Annotated in this window: 15 protein-coding genes; 8 read left to right on the top strand and 7 right to left on the bottom strand. The window is 74.9% G+C overall.

Annotated elements, in window-relative coordinates; genetic code table 11:
- Positions 1–34: 34 nt before the first annotated feature.
- Positions 35–2230 carry an acyl-CoA dehydrogenase family protein gene (locus tag QP090_RS34105; RefSeq protein ID WP_285943800.1) on the top strand — a complete coding sequence of 732 codons (2196 nt, stop codon included), beginning with the start codon at positions 35–37 and terminating at the stop codon, positions 2228–2230.
- 122 nt (positions 2231–2352) lie between these two features.
- Here QP090_RS34105 and QP090_RS34100 read toward each other — a convergent pair whose 3' ends face one another.
- Complete coding sequence (locus QP090_RS34100; protein ID WP_285943799.1) at positions 2353–2700, bottom strand: hypothetical protein; 348 nt, start codon at positions 2698–2700, stop codon at positions 2353–2355.
- A 140-nt stretch (positions 2701–2840) separates the two neighbouring features.
- Between QP090_RS34100 and QP090_RS34095 the strand changes: the two genes are divergently transcribed.
- The 3 genes from QP090_RS34095 to QP090_RS34085 are packed head-to-tail and all read left to right on the top strand — an operon-like array spanning position 2841 to position 5571.
- On the top strand, positions 2841–3290 hold the full coding sequence (locus tag QP090_RS34095) for a hypothetical protein (protein ID WP_285943798.1): 450 nt from the start codon (positions 2841–2843) through the stop codon (positions 3288–3290).
- Entirely contained in the window at positions 3287–4165 is an 879-nt protein-coding gene (locus tag QP090_RS34090) for an AAA family ATPase (protein WP_285943797.1), read from the top strand. The genes QP090_RS34095 and QP090_RS34090 overlap by 4 nt, the downstream gene beginning before the upstream one ends.
- Positions 4166–4170: 5 nt before the next feature.
- The gene (locus QP090_RS34085; RefSeq protein WP_285943796.1) at positions 4171–5571 is read left to right on the top strand and encodes a vWA domain-containing protein; all 1401 of its coding nucleotides are present in this window, start codon (positions 4171–4173) and stop codon (positions 5569–5571) included.
- Positions 5572–5743: 172 nt separating this feature from the next.
- On the opposite strand, the gene QP090_RS34080 is transcribed toward QP090_RS34085, so the two are convergent.
- Positions 5744–7153: an MFS transporter gene (locus tag QP090_RS34080; RefSeq protein ID WP_285943795.1), complete on the bottom strand. Its 1410-nt coding sequence runs from the start codon at positions 7151–7153 to the stop codon at positions 5744–5746.
- 93 nt (positions 7154–7246) lie between these two features.
- Between QP090_RS34080 and QP090_RS34075 the strand changes: the two genes are divergently transcribed.
- Positions 7247–7741, top strand: coding sequence for a winged helix-turn-helix transcriptional regulator (locus tag QP090_RS34075; RefSeq protein ID WP_285943794.1), 495 nt, complete (start codon positions 7247–7249; stop codon positions 7739–7741).
- Positions 7742–7781: 40 nt separating this feature from the next.
- Positions 7782–9386, top strand: a complete 1605-nt coding sequence (locus QP090_RS34070; protein ID WP_285943793.1) for an adenylate/guanylate cyclase domain-containing protein — start codon at positions 7782–7784, stop codon at positions 9384–9386.
- Here QP090_RS34070 and QP090_RS34065 read toward each other — a convergent pair.
- The 4 genes from QP090_RS34065 to QP090_RS34050 all read right to left on the bottom strand — a co-directional run bounded on the left by QP090_RS34065 (position 9383) and on the right by QP090_RS34050 (position 12789).
- Complete coding sequence (locus QP090_RS34065) at positions 9383–10162, bottom strand: hypothetical protein (protein WP_285943792.1); 780 nt, start codon at positions 10160–10162, stop codon at positions 9383–9385. The genes QP090_RS34070 and QP090_RS34065 overlap by 4 nt on opposite strands.
- A 151-nt stretch (positions 10163–10313) precedes the next feature.
- The gene (locus QP090_RS34060) at positions 10314–10943 is read right to left on the bottom strand and encodes an MBL fold metallo-hydrolase (protein ID WP_432763100.1); all 630 of its coding nucleotides are present in this window, start codon (positions 10941–10943) and stop codon (positions 10314–10316) included.
- Positions 10943–12028, bottom strand: coding sequence for an S-(hydroxymethyl)mycothiol dehydrogenase (locus QP090_RS34055; RefSeq protein ID WP_285943791.1), 1086 nt, complete (start codon positions 12026–12028; stop codon positions 10943–10945). The genes QP090_RS34060 and QP090_RS34055 overlap by 1 nt, the downstream gene beginning before the upstream one ends.
- An 89-nt stretch (positions 12029–12117) precedes the next feature.
- Positions 12118–12789, bottom strand: coding sequence for an AAA family ATPase (locus tag QP090_RS34050; RefSeq protein WP_285943790.1), 672 nt, complete (start codon positions 12787–12789; stop codon positions 12118–12120).
- A 140-nt stretch (positions 12790–12929) separates the two neighbouring features.
- On the opposite strand from QP090_RS34050, the gene QP090_RS34045 reads away from it, so the two are divergent.
- Complete coding sequence (locus QP090_RS34045; protein ID WP_285943789.1) at positions 12930–13076, top strand: GPGG-motif small membrane protein; 147 nt, start codon at positions 12930–12932, stop codon at positions 13074–13076.
- A gap of 42 nt (positions 13077–13118) precedes the next feature.
- Here the strand turns inward: QP090_RS34045 and QP090_RS34040 are convergent, their stop codons facing one another.
- Positions 13119–13784, bottom strand: coding sequence for an MBL fold metallo-hydrolase (locus QP090_RS34040; RefSeq protein WP_285943788.1), 666 nt, complete (start codon positions 13782–13784; stop codon positions 13119–13121).
- Between the two features lie 279 nt (positions 13785–14063).
- Between QP090_RS34040 and QP090_RS34035 the strand changes: the two genes are divergently transcribed.
- Entirely contained in the window at positions 14064–17999 is a 3936-nt protein-coding gene (locus tag QP090_RS34035; RefSeq protein WP_285943787.1) for a tetratricopeptide repeat protein, read from the top strand.
- Positions 18000–18040 lie beyond the last annotated feature (41 nt).

Here is an 18040-nt window from a genome sequence, read left to right as displayed (position 1 = left end):
TCTGGATCAACTGCGGGCTGAGAGAAGGTGACGAATGGCCATCGGGCTGACCGAAGAGCATGAGGCACTCGCCGAGTCGGTGCGCGGGTTCGCCGAGCGCAACATTCCGGCGACGGTCGTACGGGCTGCGCTGGAGGCCGGCGAGGAGAGCAGGCCGCCGTTCTGGTCGGCCCTGGCCGAGCAGGGCCTGCTCGGCCTGCATCTGGACGAGGAGCACGGCGGGCAGGGCTACGGCCTGCTGGAGCTGTCGGTCGTGCTGGAGGAGCTGGGCCGCGCCGCAGCCCCCGGCCCGTTCCTGCCGACCGTGCTGGCGAGCGCCGTGGTCGACGCCTCCAGCAACGCCAAGGCGCGCGGTGAGCTGCTGCCCGCGCTCGCCGGCGGCGCCAAGACCGCCGCGGTCGCGCTGGACGGCGCCCTGACCGGCCGCCGGGACGGCGGCGCCCTGGTGGTCACGGGCACCGCCGCGACGGTGCTGGGCGCGGGGCTCGCCGACCTCCTCGTGCTCCCGGTCGCGGTCGGGGACGACGAGGAGTGGGTGGCGGTCGACGCCGCCGGGCTGACCGTCACCGCGGTGGAGAGCCTGGACCGGGTCCGCCGGGTCGCCCGGGTCGAGGCCGAGGGGCTCGCGGTGCCCGCCGGCCGGGTGCTGGACGGGCTGACCGGCGACCGGGTCCGCGACCTGGCCGCGGCGCTGTTCGGCGCCGAGGCCGCCGGGCTCGCGGGCTGGCTGGTCACCACGGCGTCGGAGTACGCCAAGGTGCGCGAGCAGTTCGGCCGCCCGATCGGGCAGTTCCAGGGCGTCAAGCACAAGGCCGCCCGGATGCTGATCGTGCTGGAGCAGGCCCGCGCCGCCGCGTGGGACGCCGCCCGCGCGCTGGACGAGGGCGCGGACGAGGCGGGCTTCGCCGCCGCGGTGTCGGCGGTCATCGCCGGTGACGCGGGGGTGCAGGCCGCCCGCGACGCGATCCAGATCCTGGGCGGCATCGGATTCACCTGGGAGCACGACGCGCACGTCTACCTGCGGCGCGCCCTGACGCTGCGGGCGCTGCTCGGCCCGTCCAAGCGGTGGGCGGCCAAGGTCGCCGGGCTCGCGCTGGACGGCGGGCGCCGTCCGGTCGAGCTGGAGCTGGACGCGGGCGCGCAGCCGCTGCGCGAGCGGATTCGCGCCGAGGTCGCCGAGCTCGCCGCGATCGAGGACAAGAACGCGCTGCACGCCAGGATGGGCGACGAGGGCTGGACCGTCCCGCACTTCCCCCAGCCGTGGGGACGCGGCGCCGGGCCGGTCGAGCAGATCCTCATCCAGCAGGAGCTGCGGGCCGCCAAGGTCAAGGCGCCCAACCTGGTGATCGGCGCCTGGCTGGTGCCGTCGCTGGTGCGCTACGGGTCCGAGGAGCAGAAGGAGCGGTTCCTGCGGCCGACGCTGCGCGGGCAGATGGTGTGGTGCCAGCTGTTCAGCGAGCCGGGCGCGGGCTCCGACCTGGCCTCGCTGTCGATGCGGGCCGAGCGGGTCGAGGGCGGCTGGCGGCTCACCGGCCAGAAGATCTGGACCTCGGTCGCGCAGTTCGCCGAGTGGGGCTTCTGCATCGCGCGCACCGACCCGGACGCGGCCAAGCACGACGGCATCAGCTACTTCCTGGTCGACATGAAGTCCGAGGGCGTGGACGTCCGGCCGCTCAAGGAGCTGACCGGCGAGGCCATCTTCAACGAGGTGTTCCTCGACGAGGTGTTCGTCCCCGACGACTGCGTGGTCGGCGAGGTCGACAAGGGCTGGCAGGTCGCGCGCAACACCCTGTCGAACGAGCGGGTGTCGCTGTCGACCGGCGGCGGCCTCGGGATGGGCGTGCCCGAGCTGCTCGGCTTCTTCGCGGGCCGGGAGCCCGACGCGATCGCCGCGGCCGAGATCGGACGGCTCGTCGCGCAGGGCCAGTCGATCGACCTGCTCGGGCTGCGCACCACGCTCAAGCAGCTCAACGGGGTGGAGCCGGGCGCCGAGGCCAGCGTCCGCAAGCTGCTCGGCGTGCAGTTCAACCAGGACGTCGCCGACTACTGCTGGGCGGCGCAGGGCGCGGCGGCGACCACCGAGGTGCCGATGGCCGAGAGCGGCATCGCGGCGCGGGCCATGCTGTTCAGCCGCGCCATGACGATCTACGGCGGCACCACCGAGGTGCAGCTCAACATCATCGGCGAGCGGCTCCTCGGGCTGCCCCGCGACCCCGAGCCCGGCAAGTGACCGGGCGGTCGTAGGGCACCGCGATGCGACGGTCGCGGTGCCATGGGAGGACCGCCATGGCGCCGCGACCGGGCGGCCCGGAGCCGCGCCCGGTACGCGCGGCCGGTCGCGCGCGGGCGGGGTCAGTTCCGGCGGGGCCGGAAGGTGTAGGTGAGGTTCACCAGCACGATGACCGCGCCGGCGAGGATCAGGCCGGGCAGCCCCGCGTTCACCACCCCGATCGCGCTGAGCGGGATGGCCGCGATCAGCGAGATGAGCGCCATGGCGAGGCTGCCGGTGTCCCGGTCGCCCCGTGCCCGCACGCCGGCCGGTGCGGGCGCCCGCACCGGCTCCGGGCTCCGGGCCGCGAGCGTCTCCTCGATGCGTCCGACGACGGTCTCGATGAACGCTTGGTCGTACTCGGGGCCCAGCTCGCGCCGGGCTGCCATCGCCGCGGTGAGGTCCTCGCGCGGCAGGCGTGGAATCGTCATGGTTCGGTTATAGGCACCGGGCGGCGCCCTGTGCCTCCCCCGGTGGGAGGAACCGGCGGGTACCCCGCAGGTCTGAGTCGGAGCCGGGCGCGTCCCGCCGGTAAACTGCCGTTTCGTTCAAAGATCTCCCGGAGGTCCACGTGAGAGTGCGGCTCCGCCCGTCCCTTCCGGCGGCCGTCGCGGCCGGCACCGTGGTGCTGGTCCTGGCGGGCTGCGGGAGCGGCGGGGAGAAGGACCCCGCGCCGGCCGCGGAGGGCGGTTCGGCGGCGCCCGCCAGGCTCGCCCCGCTGCCGGAGGTGCCGGCCGCGCAGGTCAAGCCGCTCACCGGACGGTGGGTGGGCACCGCCAAGGACCACTTCCAGTTCAAGGCGGACGGGTCCGGGGTGTGGATGAAGGGCGGGCAGACGCTCTGGAGCGGGAAGGCCATCCCCGAGGGGAAGGACAGGTTCCGGTTCTCCTGGGAGGGCGGCGACCCGCAGACCGCGTCCTACTGGGGCGCGACGCTCACCGACCACGGCGCCAAGCTGCTGTTCGCCGGGACCAACCAGCCGTACACCAAGGTCCGGCAGCACACGAAGGGCAAGGGATGACGCTCGACACCGACCCGCTGTTCTCCTCGCCCGCCGACGCCGGCCGGCGGCTGGCCGGGGTGCGCTACCTCGCCGACGAGTCGATCGCGACGACGGTGTTCCTCGCGCAGGCGCTCGGCAAGCCGCTGCTGGTGGAGGGCCCGGCCGGAGTCGGCAAGACCGAGCTGGCCAAGGCGGTCGCGGCGGCCACGGGCGCCGAGCTGATCCGGTTGCAGTGCTACGAGGGCCTGGACGAGGCCCGCGCGCTGTACGAGTTCAACTACAAGAAGCAGCTCCTGGCCATCCAGGCCGCGCCGGCCGACCGCGCCTGGCAGGAGACCCACGAGGACATCTTCTCCGAGGAGTTCCTCCTGGAGCGCCCGCTGCTGGCCGCCATCCGCCGCGAGGACCCGACGGTGCTGCTCATCGACGAGGCCGACAAGGCCGACGTCGAGGTGGAGGGGATGCTGCTGGAGGTGCTGTCGGACTACCAGGTCACCATCCCCGAGCTCGGCACGGTGGAGGCGGTCCGCCGCCCGTTCGTGCTGATCACCTCCAACGCGGCCCGGGAGCTGTCGGAGGCGCTCAAGCGGCGCTGCCTCTACCTGCACATCGGCTACCCCGCGCCGGGCCGGGAACGGGACATCGTGCTGGCCCAGGTCCCCGGCATCGAGGCCGAGCTGGCCGAGCAGCTGGTGCGGACGGTCGGCACGCTGCGCGATCTGGAGATCAAGAAGGCGCCGTCGATCGCCGAGACCGTCGACTGGGCCCGCACGCTGCTCGCGCTCGGCCTGGACGAGCTGGACGAGGCCGCCGTCGGGCGCACCCTCGGCGTCGTCCTCAAGCACGTCTCCGACCAGGAGCGGGCCGTCAAGGAACTCGGCCTGAAGGGCTGATTGCGATGGCCTCGCTCGTTGACCGGCACACCGGGTTCGTCGCCGCGCTGCGCGAGGCGGGGCTCCCGGTGTCGGTCGCCGAGGGGCTGGACGCGGTCCGCGCGATGCAGGTGATCGACCTGCTCGACCGGGACGCGCTGCGCGCCGCCTGCGGCGCCACCCTCGTCAAGCGTCCGGCGCACCGCCCGACCTTCGACATGTTCTTCGACCTGTGGTTCCCGCCCGCCGTCGGCGACGGCGTCGGCGCCGGGGACGCGCCCGGCGGGCGGGCCGCCCGCACGCTCGACGCCGACGGGCGGCCCGTCCCGCCGCCGCTCGACCCGCTGGTGCAGGCCCGCCGCCGCGAGCTGGCCGGGCTGCTGCGGTCGGGCGACGACCCCGCGCTGCGGCAGTTCGCCCGCACGGCGGTCGGCGAGTACGGGCGGACGCCGGGCCAGCAGTCGTGGTTCTCCTCCGGGGTGCTGGGCGCGATGTCGCCCGAGACTCTGATGGCCGGGCTGCTCGCCGCGGTCCTGGAGGGGCGGGAGCGCGGCGGTATGGCCGAGCGGGTCGCGCGGCGCACGTTCCGCGACCGCATCTCCCGCTTCGAGGAGCTGGTCGGCGCCGAGGTGCGGCGGCGGATCGCCGAGGACACCGGCGTCGAGCGGACCGCGCGGCTGTCGGTCCGCCCGCCGCTGGAGCGGCTCGACTTCTCCTCGGCCCGCCGCGCCGAGCTCGCCGCGCTGCGGCGCGAGGTGTACCCGCTCGCGCGGCGGCTGGCGACCCGGCTCGCGCAGAGGCAGCGGCTCGGCAGCCGAGGCAGGCTCGACTTCCGCCGGACGGTGCGGGCGTCGCTCGCCAGCGGCGGGGTGCCGCTGACCACCTACCACCGGCCGCGCCGCCCGCATAAGCCCGAGCTGGTCGTCTTGTGCGACGCCAGCGACTCGGTGTCGGCGTTCGCGCACTTCACGCTGCTGCTGACGTTCGCGCTGCGCGAGCAGTTCAGCAAGGTGCGGGCGTTCGCGTTCATCGACGCCACCGACGAGATCACCAAGTTCTTCGCGCCGGGCGTGGACGTCGCCGACGCGATGACGCGGCTGGCGCGCGAGGCCGACCTGGTCTGGATCACCGGCCGCAGCAACTACGGCCACGCCATCAAGGTCTTCCAGGACCGGTACGCCGACGCGATCGGGCCGCGGACCTCGCTGCTGATCCTGGGCGACGCCCGGTCCAACTACGGCGAGCTGTCCCTGCCGATCCTGCGGGACATGGCGGGCCGGGCGCGGCACGCGTACTGGCTCAACCCCGAGCCGCGCGACCGGTGGGACACCGGCGACTCGGCCGCCTCCCGCTACGACGAGATCGTGCCGATGTACGAGTGCCGCAACCTCGCCCAGCTCGCCGCGTTCGTCGAGGAGCTCGCCTAGGACCTGTCGCAAAGTGCCCCGGCCGTCGCGCGAGCGCGTTGCCTGGCCGGTGGGGCGAAGTCGGAGGCGAGCCCCATCGGCCGGATCGCGGAGCGATGTCGCGCTCGCCCGAGCCAGGTCGGCGTTCGAGCCGCCTGGCGAGGACGCCGGACCGGGCTTTGAAACACGGCCGTCAGGCCGGGCGGCGGTCGCGGATGAGCACGGCGAGGGCGGCGCCGAGGAAGGCGACGATCGCGGAGAGCAGCAGCGCGACGTTGGTCCCGTGGGTGAGGGCACGGGCGGTGGACGCCGCACCGGGCCCGCCCCCGGACGAGCCGGTGGCGACGGTACCCACGAGCGCGACGCCGAGGGCGGCGCCGGTGTAGCGCGCGGTGTTGTTGGCGCCCGAGCCCATGCTCCCGCGGTCGGCCGGGACGCTCTCGACGGCCAGCCGGGCGAGCATCGCGTTGGCGAGGCCGCTGCCGACGCCGGCCACCGCCAGTCCGGGGATCAGCCGGGCCCAGTGCGGCCCGGGCGCCAGCCCGAGCATCGCCAGCTCGCCGAGCGCGCCGAGCAGGAGCCCGGCGGCCAGCAAGTGGCCGGCGGCAAGCCGGGCGGGCAGCCGGCGGGCCTGGAGCGCGGTCAGGAACGACAGCCCGGACCAGACGGCCAGCACCAGCGAGGCGGTGAACGGGGTCAGGCCGAGCGCCACGTCCAGGACGGTGGCCAGGTAGCTCATCACGCCGATGACGGCCAGGCCGGTGACCAGCGCCCCGGCGATCGAGAGCAGGAAGGCCGGCCGCCGGAACAGCCCGAGGTCGAGCATCGGCTCGCGGCGCCGCGACTCGATCGCCGCGAACGAGCCGAGGAGGACGGCCGAGGCGGCGAGCAGGCCCAGCACGCCGGGGGAGGTCCAGCCCGTCCGGCCCCAGGTGACGGCCGCGAGCAGCGCCGCGATCCCGAGGCTCATCGTGGCCAGGCCGGGCAGGTCGAGGCCGCGGCGGTGCGCGGCGCGGGACTCGGGCAGCGCCCGCAAGGCCGCCGCGCCGAGCGCGAGCGACGACGCGGCGGCCAGCCAGTACCACAGCCGCCATCCGCCGGCCGCGGTCAGCAGGGACGCCGCGATCGGGCCGAGCGCGATCCCGAGGCCGAGCATCGCGCCCCAGGTCCCGGTGGCGTGCGCGCGCCGCGGCCCCTCGAAGGACGCGCCGATGATGCCGAGGCCGGTGGCGAGCAGCGCGGCGCTCGCCGCGCCCTGCCCGATGCGCCCGGCGATGAAGACCGGCGCGTTGGGCGCCGCGGCGCAGGCGACGCTGGACGCGGCGAGGGCCGCCGCGCCGATGACGAACATCCGCCTGCGGCCGTGGTCGTCGGCGAGGCTGCCGGCGGCGAGCAGCGCCGCGGCCAGGCCGAGGCTGATCGAGCTCATCACCCAGATCCGCGCCGTCGGGCCGGCGTGCAGGCCGGCCGCGGTCTCGGTGAGGGTCGACACCGGCGCGCAGTAGTTCATCAGGGCCAGCAGCGTCGCGGCGCCGGGCACGGCCACGACGGCCGCCGTGCCCGGCACGCGCCGCCCGGCGCGGGGGGTCGCCAGTGCGGTCATCCGGTCTCCAGAGTTCAGTGAACGAACCAAGCCCGCCGACGGTAACACGACGAGGTTCGTTCACTGAACCTCGGGGCGGGTATCGTGACGGTCATGGGACTCGGCAAGGACTACGCGGCGCAGGACTGCTCGCTGGCCCGCGCGCTGGAGGTGGTGGGCGAGCGCTGGACGCTGCTGATCGTCCGGGACGCGTTCTACGGCGTGCGCCGGTTCAGCGACTTCCAGGCCCACCTGGACATCCCGCGGGCGGTGCTCTCGTCCCGCCTCCACGCGCTCACCGAGGCGGGCGTGCTCGACAAGCACGGCCACGAGTACGTCCTCACCTCGATGGGGACCGAACTGTGGCCGGTCGTGCACACGCTCGCCCGCTGGGGCGAGCGGCATCTGGACGGCGGGGCGTGCCGGCTGTTCCTGCACGCCGCGTGCGGCAGCAGGCTCGGCCCGGACGGCACCTGCCCCGAGTGCGACCGGTTCGTCGCGCCCGAGGACGTGGAGATCCACGTCGGTCCGGGCCTCGGCCGACGGCGGGACGCGGTGACCCTGGCGCTCCGGGAGCCGCACCGGATGCTCGAGCCGATCGAGACCTGATGTAGGGAACGTCCGGCAAAAGGGGATAATCTCCACCCTCGTGAAGAGCGAGGAGACGGGACCCGCGGCCGTCCGGCCGAAGCGGCGCCTGCTCGGGCCGCTCTGGCGCCTGATCGACGGCCGTCCCGGTGACACGCGCGCCGCGATCGCCCGCCGCGCCCGCGTCCTGGTCACCCTCGCGACGGGCCTGGCCAACCTCGGCGGCGCCCTGGTGGTCCTGCTGTTCACCGTGGTGATCCCCGACCCGCCCGGCGAGGTCTCCGCACGGCTGCGCGTCTTCAACTACGCCGTCTTCACCGCCTACGTCGTCGCCGCGGTCCCGGTCGGCCTCGTCCTCGGCGAGCGGTTCTTCCGCAGGGTCCGGCGGCTGGCCGAGCGGCACGGCGCCCCCGACCGGCACGAACGGTCGCTGCTGCTGTACGGGCCGCTGCGGATGACCGCCGTGCACCTGACGCTCTGGGGCGTCGGCACCCTCGGCTGGGTCGTGGTCAACGCGCCGTTCTCGCACCTGCTCGCGATCAAGCTCGGGCTGACCAGCCTGCTCGGCGGCCTCACCACCTGCACGGTCGTCTACCTGCTGACCGAACGGCTGCTGCGCCGGGCCGTGACCACCGCGCTGCGCAGCGGGACGCCGCGCCGCTCCGGCCTGCCCGGCGTGGTGGCCCGCTCCGTGCTGGCCTGGGCGCTCGGCACCGCCGTGCCGATCCTCGGGCTGATCGCGCTCGCGACCGGCTCGTTCCTCATCGCCGAGGTCACCCTGCGCGACTTCGCGCTGGCGGTGCTCGCGCTCGGCGGCACCGCCCTCGCCGTCGGCCTCGGCGTCACCTACGGCGCGGCCCGCGCGATCGCCGACCCGGTGGAGTCGGTCCGGCTCGGGCTGGCCCGGGTCGAGCGCGGCGACCTGGAGGCGGAGGTCCCGGTCTACGACGCCAGCGAGGTCGGGCTGCTCCAGGCCGGGTTCAACCACATGGCCTCCGGGCTGCGCGAGCACGCCCGGCTCCAGGACCTGTTCGGCCGGCAGGTCGGCGCGGACGTCGCCCGGGTCGCGCTGGAGCGCGGCACCGGTCTCGGCGGGGAGCTGCGCGAGGTCGCGGTGATCTTCGTGGACATCGCCGGCTCCACCCGGCTGGCCGCCGACCGGCCGCCGGCCGAGGTGGTCCGGCTCCTGAACGACTTCTTCGCGGTGGTGGTCGAGGTGATCGGCGCGCACGGCGGCTGGATCAACAAGTTCGAGGGCGACGCCGCGCTGGCGATCTTCGGGGCTCCGCTGGCGCTGGACGGCGCGGCGGCCCGCTCCCTCGCCGCCGCCCGCGAGCTCGCCGTCCGGCTCCGCGCCGACGTCCCGAGCCTGCGGGCGGGGGTCGGGGTGTCGGCAGGGGAGGCGGTCGCCGGGCACATCGGCGCCGAGGAGCGCTTCGAGTACACCGTCATCGGCGACCCGGTCAACGAGGCCGCCCGCCTCACCGACCTGGCCAAGGGCGCCGACGGCGGTGTGCTCGCCTCCGGCTCGGTGGTCGAGGAGGCCGGCGCGGACGAGGCGGCGCGCTGGTGCCTGGGCGAGGAGGTCGTCCTGCGCGGACGCACCCGGGCCACCCGCCTGGCCTCACCGCGTCCCGCCGGCGCCGAGCCGCCGCCCACCGCCTAGGCGGAGGCCAGGGTGGCGCCGCGCAGGGTGGTGTAGAGGTCGGATCCGGCGAAGCCCGGACCGGTCTCCTCACCGATGTAGACATCGGCGTGGTGCTCGCCCCCGTAGCCCGGACGGAACAGGTCGGTGACCGTCCAGCGGGCCTTGCGGAAGGTGTCGCACACCTTCGCCGGGACGGGGCGGCCGTTCCCGTCCCGGCCGCAGCCCATGATCACGAACCGCCGCCCCCGGGCGAGCACCGACCGGTCGGCCGCCGCCGACCCCCAGGCCCGCAGCGGGGCGGCCCCGGAGTCGCGGGTGGTGTCGTCCAGCCACCAGCCGACGCTGTGCGACCAGTTGAGGTAGCGGCCCGCGTGCGGGCCGCTGGTGATCCGGCCGCTGCCCTCCATCTGGATCACCTTGAGGAAACCGGCGGGGTAGGAGCCCAGCGGCGTGGTGCCGTGGCTGCAATGCAGTTTGGGGCAGCCGCGCACCGCTTTGGCCTTGCCGCGGTGGAAGCTCTGCACGGCGGTGTAGTAGGTGGTGATGCGCCACGCGCCCCGCTTGCCGAGCGGCTCGGCCGCCCGGTCCTGCGGGGAGACCGCGGCGCCGCTCGAGGGCGGTGCCGGCGGCGTGGCCCCTGGGTCCGCAGGCGGCGCGGCCGATCCGCCGGCCATCGGCGGCGGAACGTTCAGCGCCCCCGCCCCCGCCCCCGCCTGGCCGGTGTCGGTGCCGCACGCGGCGGCGAACGGAATCGAGCACAAGGCGAGTACGACGGGCGTCGCGCTGAGCCGCATCACACCTCCCGAGTCGCCGGACAGCCGTGGAGGCGCACCGCGGCCCGCCCGCCAGAAGGGGACACTATCCGCACACCGGCCCGCCGTCTCGCGCCGAACCGGAATCTCACCTCCCGGTCAGCACGCCCCGGACGGTCAGCGGCCGTGGCGGTCAGTGGCCGCGGGCGATCCACTCGTCCAGGTGCGGGGCCTCGGCGCCGACGGTGGTGCTCTCGCCGTGACCGGTGCGGACCTCGGTCTCGGCCGGGAGTGTCAGCAGCCGCTCGCGGATCGAGGTGATGATGGTCGGGAAGTCGGAGTAGGACCGCCCCGTGGCGCCCGGCCCGCCGGCGAACAGCGTGTCGCCGGAGAAGACGGTGCCGAGATCGGGCGCGTACAGGCACACCGCGCCGGGGCTGTGGCCCGGGGTGTGCAGGACGCGCAGGCCGATGCCGGCGACCTCGACGACCTGGCCGTCCGACAGTTCGCCGGTGGGGTTCAGGTCGGGGTGCCGCTGCTTCCACAGCATCAGGTCGCCGGGGTGCAGCAGCACGGGCGCGCCGGTGCGGGCCGAGACCGCCGGGGCCGCGTCGACGTGGTCGTCGTGGCCGTGCGTCGACACGATCGCCAGGAGCCGCCGGTTGCCGACCGCCGCGGCGATGGCGTCGGCGTCGTGCGCGGCGTCGATGACGATCGCCTCGTCGTCGTCGCCGACGATCCACACGTTGTTGTCGACCTCCCACGTCCCTCCGTCGAGGGAGAACGTGCCGGAGGTGACCAGGTGGTCGATCCGGGCGGCCATCAGAACACCACGACCGAGCGCAGCACGTCGCCGTGGTGCATCTTCTCGAACGCGGCCTCCACCCCGTCGAGCGCGATCGTCTCGGACACGAACGCGTCGAGGTCGAGCCGGCCCTGGAGGTGGAGGTCGATGAGCATCGGGAAGTCGCGGGACGGCAGACAGTCGCCGTACCAGGAGGACTTCAGCGACCCGCCGCGGCCGAAGACGTCCAGCAGCGGCAGCTCCAGCGTCATCTCCGGGGTGGGCACGCCCACCAGTACCACCGTCCCGGCGAGGTCGCGGGCGTAGAAGGCCTGCTTGTAGGTCTCGGGGCGCCCGACCGCGTCGATGACGACGTCCGCGCCGAATCCGCCGGTCAGCTCCTGCACGGCCGCCACGACGTCGGCGTCCTTCGCGTGCACGGTGTGCGTGGCGCCGAGGCCGGTGGCGGTGGCGAGCTTGCGCTCGTCCAGGTCGATCGCGATGATCTTCGCGGCGCCGGCCAGCCGGGCGCCGAGCACGGCCGCCGCGCCGACCCCGCCGCAGCCGATGACCGCGACCGAGTCGCCCCGGCCCACTCCGCCGGTGTTGATCGCCGCGCCGAGCCCGGCCATCACGCCGCAGCCGAGCAGCCCCGCGACCTCGGGACGGGCGGCGGCGTCGACCTTGGTGCACTGGCCGGCGGCGACCAGCGTCTTGTCGGCGAACGCGCCGATGCCGAGCGCGGGCGACAGTTCGGTGCCGTCGGCGAGCGTCATCTTCTGGGACGCGTTGTGGGTGTCGAAGCAGTACCACGGCCGTCCCCGCCGGCAGGCCCGGCACTGCCCGCAGACCGCCCGCCAGTTCAGCACGACGAAGTCGCCGGGCTCGACCTCGGTGACGCCGGCGCCGACCGACTCCACCACGCCGGCGGCCTCGTGTCCGAGCAGGAACGGGAAGTCGTCGTTGATGCCGCCCTCGCGGTAGTGCAGGTCGGTGTGGCAGACGCCGCAGGCTTGGATCTGGACGACCGCCTCGCCCGGTCCCGGGTCGGGGACCGTGATCGTCTCGATCCGCACCGGCTCGCCCCTGCCTGGTGCGATCACGCCGCGTACCTGCTGTGCCATGCTGCCGCCTCTCCTGGTCCGAACGCTGCCCCGACCCTATAGACACGTGGCCGATGTCCTGACGGGCGCACCTGCGGGTTCGGCCTGCGCTAGCGTTCCGCGCCGGAGCGCGCCGGCGGGCCGAAGCGGATGTGCTCCAGCCTGTCGGCGGCGTCGCGGTCGAGCACCGTGACGCCGTCGGCCGGGGGGACGGCGCCGGCCTGGGCCTGCCGGATCAGCGGCCTCCAGCGGCGGCAGTGCCGGGCGAAGGTCCGGCCGGTGACGATCCGGCCGCGGGAGAACTGCCCGGCCCGCGCGGTCACCGGGTCGACGTCGATGAGGATCAGGTGCATCTGGCCGCCGCGCCGCCGTGCCAGCCAGGCGAAGCCGCGCAGGATGTGCGGCCAGGTGCCCCGGGTGTGCGCGACGACGTCGTGGCCCGCGTGCACCGCGCGCCCGATGCGCCACACGTGGGTCGCGTGCACCAGTGGGGTGCGGGCGCGCGGCGGGAACGGGGTCAGGACCCGCGCCCACCGGTTCCGCGACTGGCGCGAGTCGATCACCAGCACGCCGCCGGAGACGACCGGGCGGGTCTCGTCGCCGCGCAGCCCGAAGACGCGGTCGAGCAGGGTGCTCTTGCCCGCCCCCGGCAGGCCCGCGACGAGCACCAGCGATCCGGCCGGGTAACGCAGGGCCGTCCCCGGGTCCACCTCGTTGAGTTCGTGGATGTCGGCTCTCCTGGTCTCGGCCCCGAGGTCAGTGGTGGTTGGAGAAACGAACACCCTGTACCGGTGGTTCCGAGGGGCTCACGCTGCGGTGACCGGCGGGAGACCGGAGGGGAGGGACAGAGAGTGTGACCTTTATGTCCTATCCGTCGGACTGAGGGTTGTTTGTTGGTCTTCTCTGTGGGGACCACGGCGGCATGGCACTCATTCTGTGGCTCATCGCCGTGGTCCTCGTGGTTTCCGGTATCTACGTGCTCCTGGCGCGTCGCGACATCCTGTGGGGCGCCGTCCTCATCGTGGTCGGCCTCCTCGTCGGCCCCGGCGGGGTCAGCATCTTCAACTGACCCCGCGTCCCCCGACCCCGGGTACGCGCCCCGTCAAGGCGGCTACCAGCCGCGGGCGCGCCACTCGGGGAGGGAGGGGCGCTCCCGGCCGAGGGTCGAGTCCTTGCCGTGACCGGGGTAGAACCAGGTCGCGTCGGGAAGCCGGTCGAAGACGCGCTCCTCCACATCGCTCAGCAGCTGCTTGAACAGGGTCGGGTCGCCCCAGGTGTTGCCGACCCCGCCCGGGAAGAGGCTGTCGCCGGTGAACAGGTGCGGCCGGTCCGCGAGCTCCCCGCCGGCGTCGTACAGCAGCGCGATCGAGCCGGGCGTGTGCCCGCGCAGGTGGATCACCTCCAGCGTCGCGCGGCCGACCCGCACGGTGCCGCCGTGCTCCACCGGATCGTCGACCGGCTCGGGCAGCGGCTCGGCGTCGAAGGGGTGGGCGGTCACCGGGGCGCCGGTGGCCCGCGCCACCTCGCTCAGCGCCATCCAGTGGTCCTGGTGCCGGTGCGTCGTCACGATCCGGGCGAGCGGCCCGTCACCGATCAGCTCCAGCAGCCGGGGCGCCTCGTTGGCCGCGTCCACGAGCAGCTGCTCCCCGGTGACCGGGCAGCGCAGCACGTAGGCGTTGTTGTCGTAGGGGCCGACCGAGACCTTCGTGATCGTCAGGCCGGGCAGTTCCCGGACGTCGGGCCTGCCTCCGGACTCGACGATTCCCGTGTAGCTCATCCTTCGCCCTCCTCGCGGGCCGTGAACGGCGGATGGTACGGGCCGGCGCGGGGGACCGGCCGTCCCGCCGGGACCATCTTCCACCATGCGCCGCTCCGATACCGCGCGGGCGCGGGTGCGCCGCCGATTGGGTCGCCAGACGCTGCCCAACCGTGCCATTCGGTGCCGGTGTTCGCGACCGATGCCCCAGGATGGAGCGTGGAGGGCCAGGATCGACCCGTACGGGCGGTGCCGCGGCGATCGCCGCTTCCGTCCTGGACCGGTTCGGGAGGGTGAGGCGTGATCGATCATGACGTGCGGCCCGGCGGCTTCTGGGACCGGCTGTCCCCGACCGACCGGCAGGCGCTGCGCGCGATGGGGCGCCGCACCGACGTCCCGCCCGGCGGGATGCTGTGCCACCAGGGCGTCGCCGCCCCGGGGGTGTACGTGGTCTTCGCCGCGGGCGCGCGCACCACCACCAGCGTGGTCGCCAAGGAGTTCGTCGACTCCAGCGAGGGCGACGAGTCGATCATCGACCTGTTCGGCGCCGGGGACCTGATCGGCGCGCTGGCCCCCTGGGGGCACCCGCAGCGCGGCACGGTCGCGGCGCTGGACCACCTCGCCGCGCTGCGCATCGACCGCCGCAAGTTTGGCAGCCTGCTGGCCGCCAACCCGCAGGTGGCCGAGGCGATGATGCACGCCATCGCGCAGACCGTCACGCTCGGCGGGCGGCGGCACGCGATCCGCGCCGCCGAGCACCCGCAGCGCCTCGCCTACCACCTGCTGGAGCTGGCGCACCGGTTCGGCGATCCCACGGCGCGGGGCGTCGAGATACCGCTGCGGCTCAGCCAGGCCGAGCTGGCCAACTGGTCGGGCATCTCCCGCGAGACGCTGGTGCGCTGGTTCCGGCTGTGGCGCGACAAGGGGATCATCGGCCGGCGCCCCCGCCCGCTGACGATCCTCGACCCCGACGCGCTGCGCCGCGCCGCGAGCCCGTGGGGCGACGAGTGGCCGGCCTCCGGGCGCGAGGGGGCCGCCGGTGCGCAGGCGGACCCGCAGGAGGCGCCGCTGGCCGGGATCGCCGCCCGCTCCGCCGTCCGGCTGGAGACCCCCGCCGGACGGCAGCCGGCCCCCCCGCTGCCCGCCGACAACCCGTACTTCACCGGCCGCGCCGTCAGCCTCGGCAAGCTCGACCTGCTGGTCTCCCAGAGCGAGCTGCCCCGCGCCGTGGTGATCCAGGGCATGGCCGGCGTCGGGAAGACCACCCTCGCGCTGCACTGGGCGCACCGGGTGGCCGAACGCTTCCCGGACGGCATCATCTTCACCGACCTGCGCGGGACGACCCGGGGCCACGTCACCCCGGCCGAGGCCATGGGGCAGGTGCTGCGCGGCGCCGGGCTGCCCGGCGACCAGCTCCCCCGCACCGAGGACGAGCTGAGCGCGCAGTGCCGATCGCTGCTGGGCGAGCGGCGGGTGCTGCTGATCCTCGACAACGCCGCGTCCGCCCGGCAGATCCGGCCGCTGCTCGCCGCGATGGGCTCGGGCCTGGTGGTGGTCACCACGCAGCGGCGGCTGCCCGCACTGGTCGAGGACGCCGACGTCCGGACCCTGGAACTGCGGGAGATGGCGACCCAGGAGGCCGTCGACCTCATCGCCGCGGTCCTCGGCCCCGGCGACGACCGGGTGCGCGGCGAGCACCGCGCGGTCGCCCGGCTGGCCCGCGAGTGCGGGTTCCTCCCGCTGGCCCTCGGCGTCATGGCCGGGAAGCTCGCCGAGAACCCCGGCGAGTCGATCGCGGGCACCGTCCGGGAACTGGCCGACCGCGACACCCCGGCCCCGGCGCCGTACCCCGCGGGGCTCCCCATGGCCGGCGCGCACGAGGGCGGGACGCACGGCACCGGCCTCCAGGAGACCGGGGCGCACGGCCTGCACACCGTGCTCAGCCCGACCTTCGAGGTCGCCTACCGGGGGCTGCGCAAGGACCAGCGGACCGCGTTCCGGCTCCTCGGACTCACCGCCGGCCCCGACTTCACACCCAGTGCGCTGGCCGCCCTGCTGGACCGTCCGGCCGACAAGGCGCGCGCGTGCCTGGAAGGGCTGCGCCAGGCCTACCTCGTCCACGACGTGGCGCCCGGCCGGTTCCGGATGCACGACCTGCTGCGCGACTTCGCCAGGGCACGGGGGCTCAGCGAGGACGCCGACAACGACCGGCAGGCGGCGCAGCGGCGGCTGCTCGCCGGATACCTCGGCGAAGCGCGCAGGGCCGGGGCGGCGGTCGCGCGGACCCGCCGCCCCATCCTGGCCGGCTCGTGCGCGCAGGAACCGCGCGCCACCCGCAGGCCCGCACCCGGGCCCGACCCCTCCGCCACCCGCGGAGACCCTGCCGGTTCGGCACGCGCGGCCGGCCTCGCGTGGTTCGAGGCGGAACGCCGGAACCTGGTCGCGGCCGTCCACCAGGCGTCCCGCCTGGGGCTGCACCGCACCTGCTGGGAGCTGGCCGACGCGCTCTTCGACTTCCAGGCGTTCCGCCGCTACAGCGACGACAACATCGCCGTGCACCAGGCGGGGCTGCGCGCCGCCCGCACCGAAGAGGACTGGGCGGCGGCGGCCGTCATGCTGCACAACCTGGCGGTGGCGCACTTCGAACTCGGCCGTTCCGTGCAGGCCGTCGGCTACGGCGAGGACGCGCGCCGCGGATTCCGCTCGACCGATCCGCCCGACCGGTACGGCGAGGCCGTCGCCCTCGCCACCCTCGCCGACGTGCACGCCGCGCTCGGCCGCTACCTGACCGCGATCGAGCACGCCCGCCGCTCCCTCGACATCCACCGGGAACTGGGCGACGACGGCGGCGTCGCCAAGGGCCACGAGACGCTCGCCCGCGCCCACCTCGGGCTGGGCGGCTACGAGGCCGCACTCGGGCACGCCGGACGGGCCCTGGACGTGCGCCGCCGCGTCGGCGACCTGCCGGGCGTCGCCGAGACGCTGCTCACCCTGGCGCAGGTGCACCGCCGCCGCGGCGACGTCCACGAGGCGGTGTCGCACGCCCTGGAGGCCCTCTACATCAGGCAGGACCAGGCCGACCGGCACGGCACCGCGCAGGCGCTCACCGAGCTCGCCCGGATGAACGCCGCGCTCGGCCTGCGCGACATGGCGCGCCGCGACGCCGAGCAGGCGCTGCGCACCTACCGGGCCCTCGGCGCGCGGCGCGGGGAGGCGCGCGCGCTGACCACGCTCGGCATGCTGATGTGCGACGCGGCGCGGTTCGCCGAGGCGTTCACCTACTGCGGCCAGGCGCTGCTCCTGCACCGCGAGATCGGCGACCGGCACGGCGAGGCCGAGACGATCGCCCAGATCGGCATCGCGCACTGGCGGCTCGGCCGCTACCGGGAGGCCCGCGAGCAGCTCGTCCGCGCCCTGGAGATCCGCAGGGAGATCGGCGATCAGCACGGCGAGGCCCACGACCTGGAGCACCTGTCGGTGGTGATGCGCCGCCTCGGCCGCCACCAGGAGGCGTTCGTGCACGGCCTGGAGGCACTGGACCTGTGGCTCCGGCTCGGCGCCCAGGCCGGCCTGGCCGGCACCCTCGGCAGCCTCGCCCGCACCTACCTCGGGCTCGGGCTGCCCGAGGAGGCCGAGGTCGCGGCCCGGCAGGCGCTGCGGATCCGGGAGGCCATCGGCGACTGGTACGGCATGGGCGTCGGCATGGACACCTTCGCGGCCGTCCTGCGCCGCAGCGGCCGTCCCGAGGAGGCGCTGGAGAAGGAGCGCGAGGCGCTGCGGCTGCTCGGCGAGGTCGGCGACCGGCACGGCGAGGGCACCGCGCTGGTGCACCTGGCCGCGATCCAGCTCGACCTCGGCCGCGCGGACGAGGCCCTGGAGACCGGCCGCCGGTCCCTGGACCTGGCCACCGAGCTCGGCGACACCCGCGAGCAGGCGTACTCGCTGCGCACCATGGGCCGCGCCTGCCTCCAGCTCGGCAAGCACGCCCGCGCCGTTGGGCACTTCCAGGCCGAGACCGTCATCCGCCGGGACATGGACGACCACCGGGGGCAGTGGCTCGCGCTGGAGCAGCTCCGCGACTCCCACCTGGTCCTCGGCGACCACACGGCCGCCGCCGACTGCGCCCGCCGCGCGCGGGCTGTCGGAAAGTGGCTCGAGGCCGAGGGGGCGGGGTGGCTCGACGGGCCGGGGGAGCCGGCCGGCCTGGCGGGGCCGGCCGGGCCGGTGAAAGTTTGATCACCGGTGTGCCGTTCTGTGACCGATGACGCTGTTCATTG

Origin of the sequence: Actinomadura xylanilytica (assembly GCF_030283145.1) — a bacterium.
GTDB classification, from domain to species: domain Bacteria; phylum Actinomycetota; class Actinomycetes; order Streptosporangiales; family Streptosporangiaceae; genus Spirillospora; species Spirillospora xylanilytica.
Note: the sequence above shows the minus strand (reverse complement) of the source record. Positions and strands in the feature narration are given on the sequence as shown.

Bases quoted from the DNA above. Each gene is read 5' to 3' on its own strand.
- QP090_RS34105 (WP_285943800.1), top strand. From the start codon at position 35: ATGGCCATCGGGCTGACCGAAGAGCATGAGGCACTCGCCGAGTCGGTG.
- QP090_RS34100 (WP_285943799.1), bottom strand. From the start codon at position 2,700: ATGACGATTCCACGCCTGCCGCGCGAGGACCTCACCGCGGCGATGGCA.
- QP090_RS34090 (WP_285943797.1), top strand. From the start codon at position 3,287: ATGACGCTCGACACCGACCCGCTGTTCTCCTCGCCCGCCGACGCCGGC.
- QP090_RS34085 (WP_285943796.1), top strand. From the start codon at position 4,171: ATGGCCTCGCTCGTTGACCGGCACACCGGGTTCGTCGCCGCGCTGCGC.
- QP090_RS34080 (WP_285943795.1), bottom strand. From the start codon at position 7,153: ATGACCGCACTGGCGACCCCCCGCGCCGGGCGGCGCGTGCCGGGCACG.
- QP090_RS34075 (WP_285943794.1), top strand. From the start codon at position 7,247: ATGGGACTCGGCAAGGACTACGCGGCGCAGGACTGCTCGCTGGCCCGC.
- QP090_RS34065 (WP_285943792.1), bottom strand. From the start codon at position 10,162: ATGCGGCTCAGCGCGACGCCCGTCGTACTCGCCTTGTGCTCGATTCCG.
- QP090_RS34060 (WP_432763100.1), bottom strand. From the start codon at position 10,943: ATGGCCGCCCGGATCGACCACCTGGTCACCTCCGGCACGTTCTCCCTC.
- QP090_RS34055 (WP_285943791.1), bottom strand. From the start codon at position 12,028: ATGGCACAGCAGGTACGCGGCGTGATCGCACCAGGCAGGGGCGAGCCG.
- QP090_RS34045 (WP_285943789.1), top strand. From the start codon at position 12,930: ATGGCACTCATTCTGTGGCTCATCGCCGTGGTCCTCGTGGTTTCCGGT.
- QP090_RS34040 (WP_285943788.1), bottom strand. From the start codon at position 13,784: ATGAGCTACACGGGAATCGTCGAGTCCGGAGGCAGGCCCGACGTCCGG.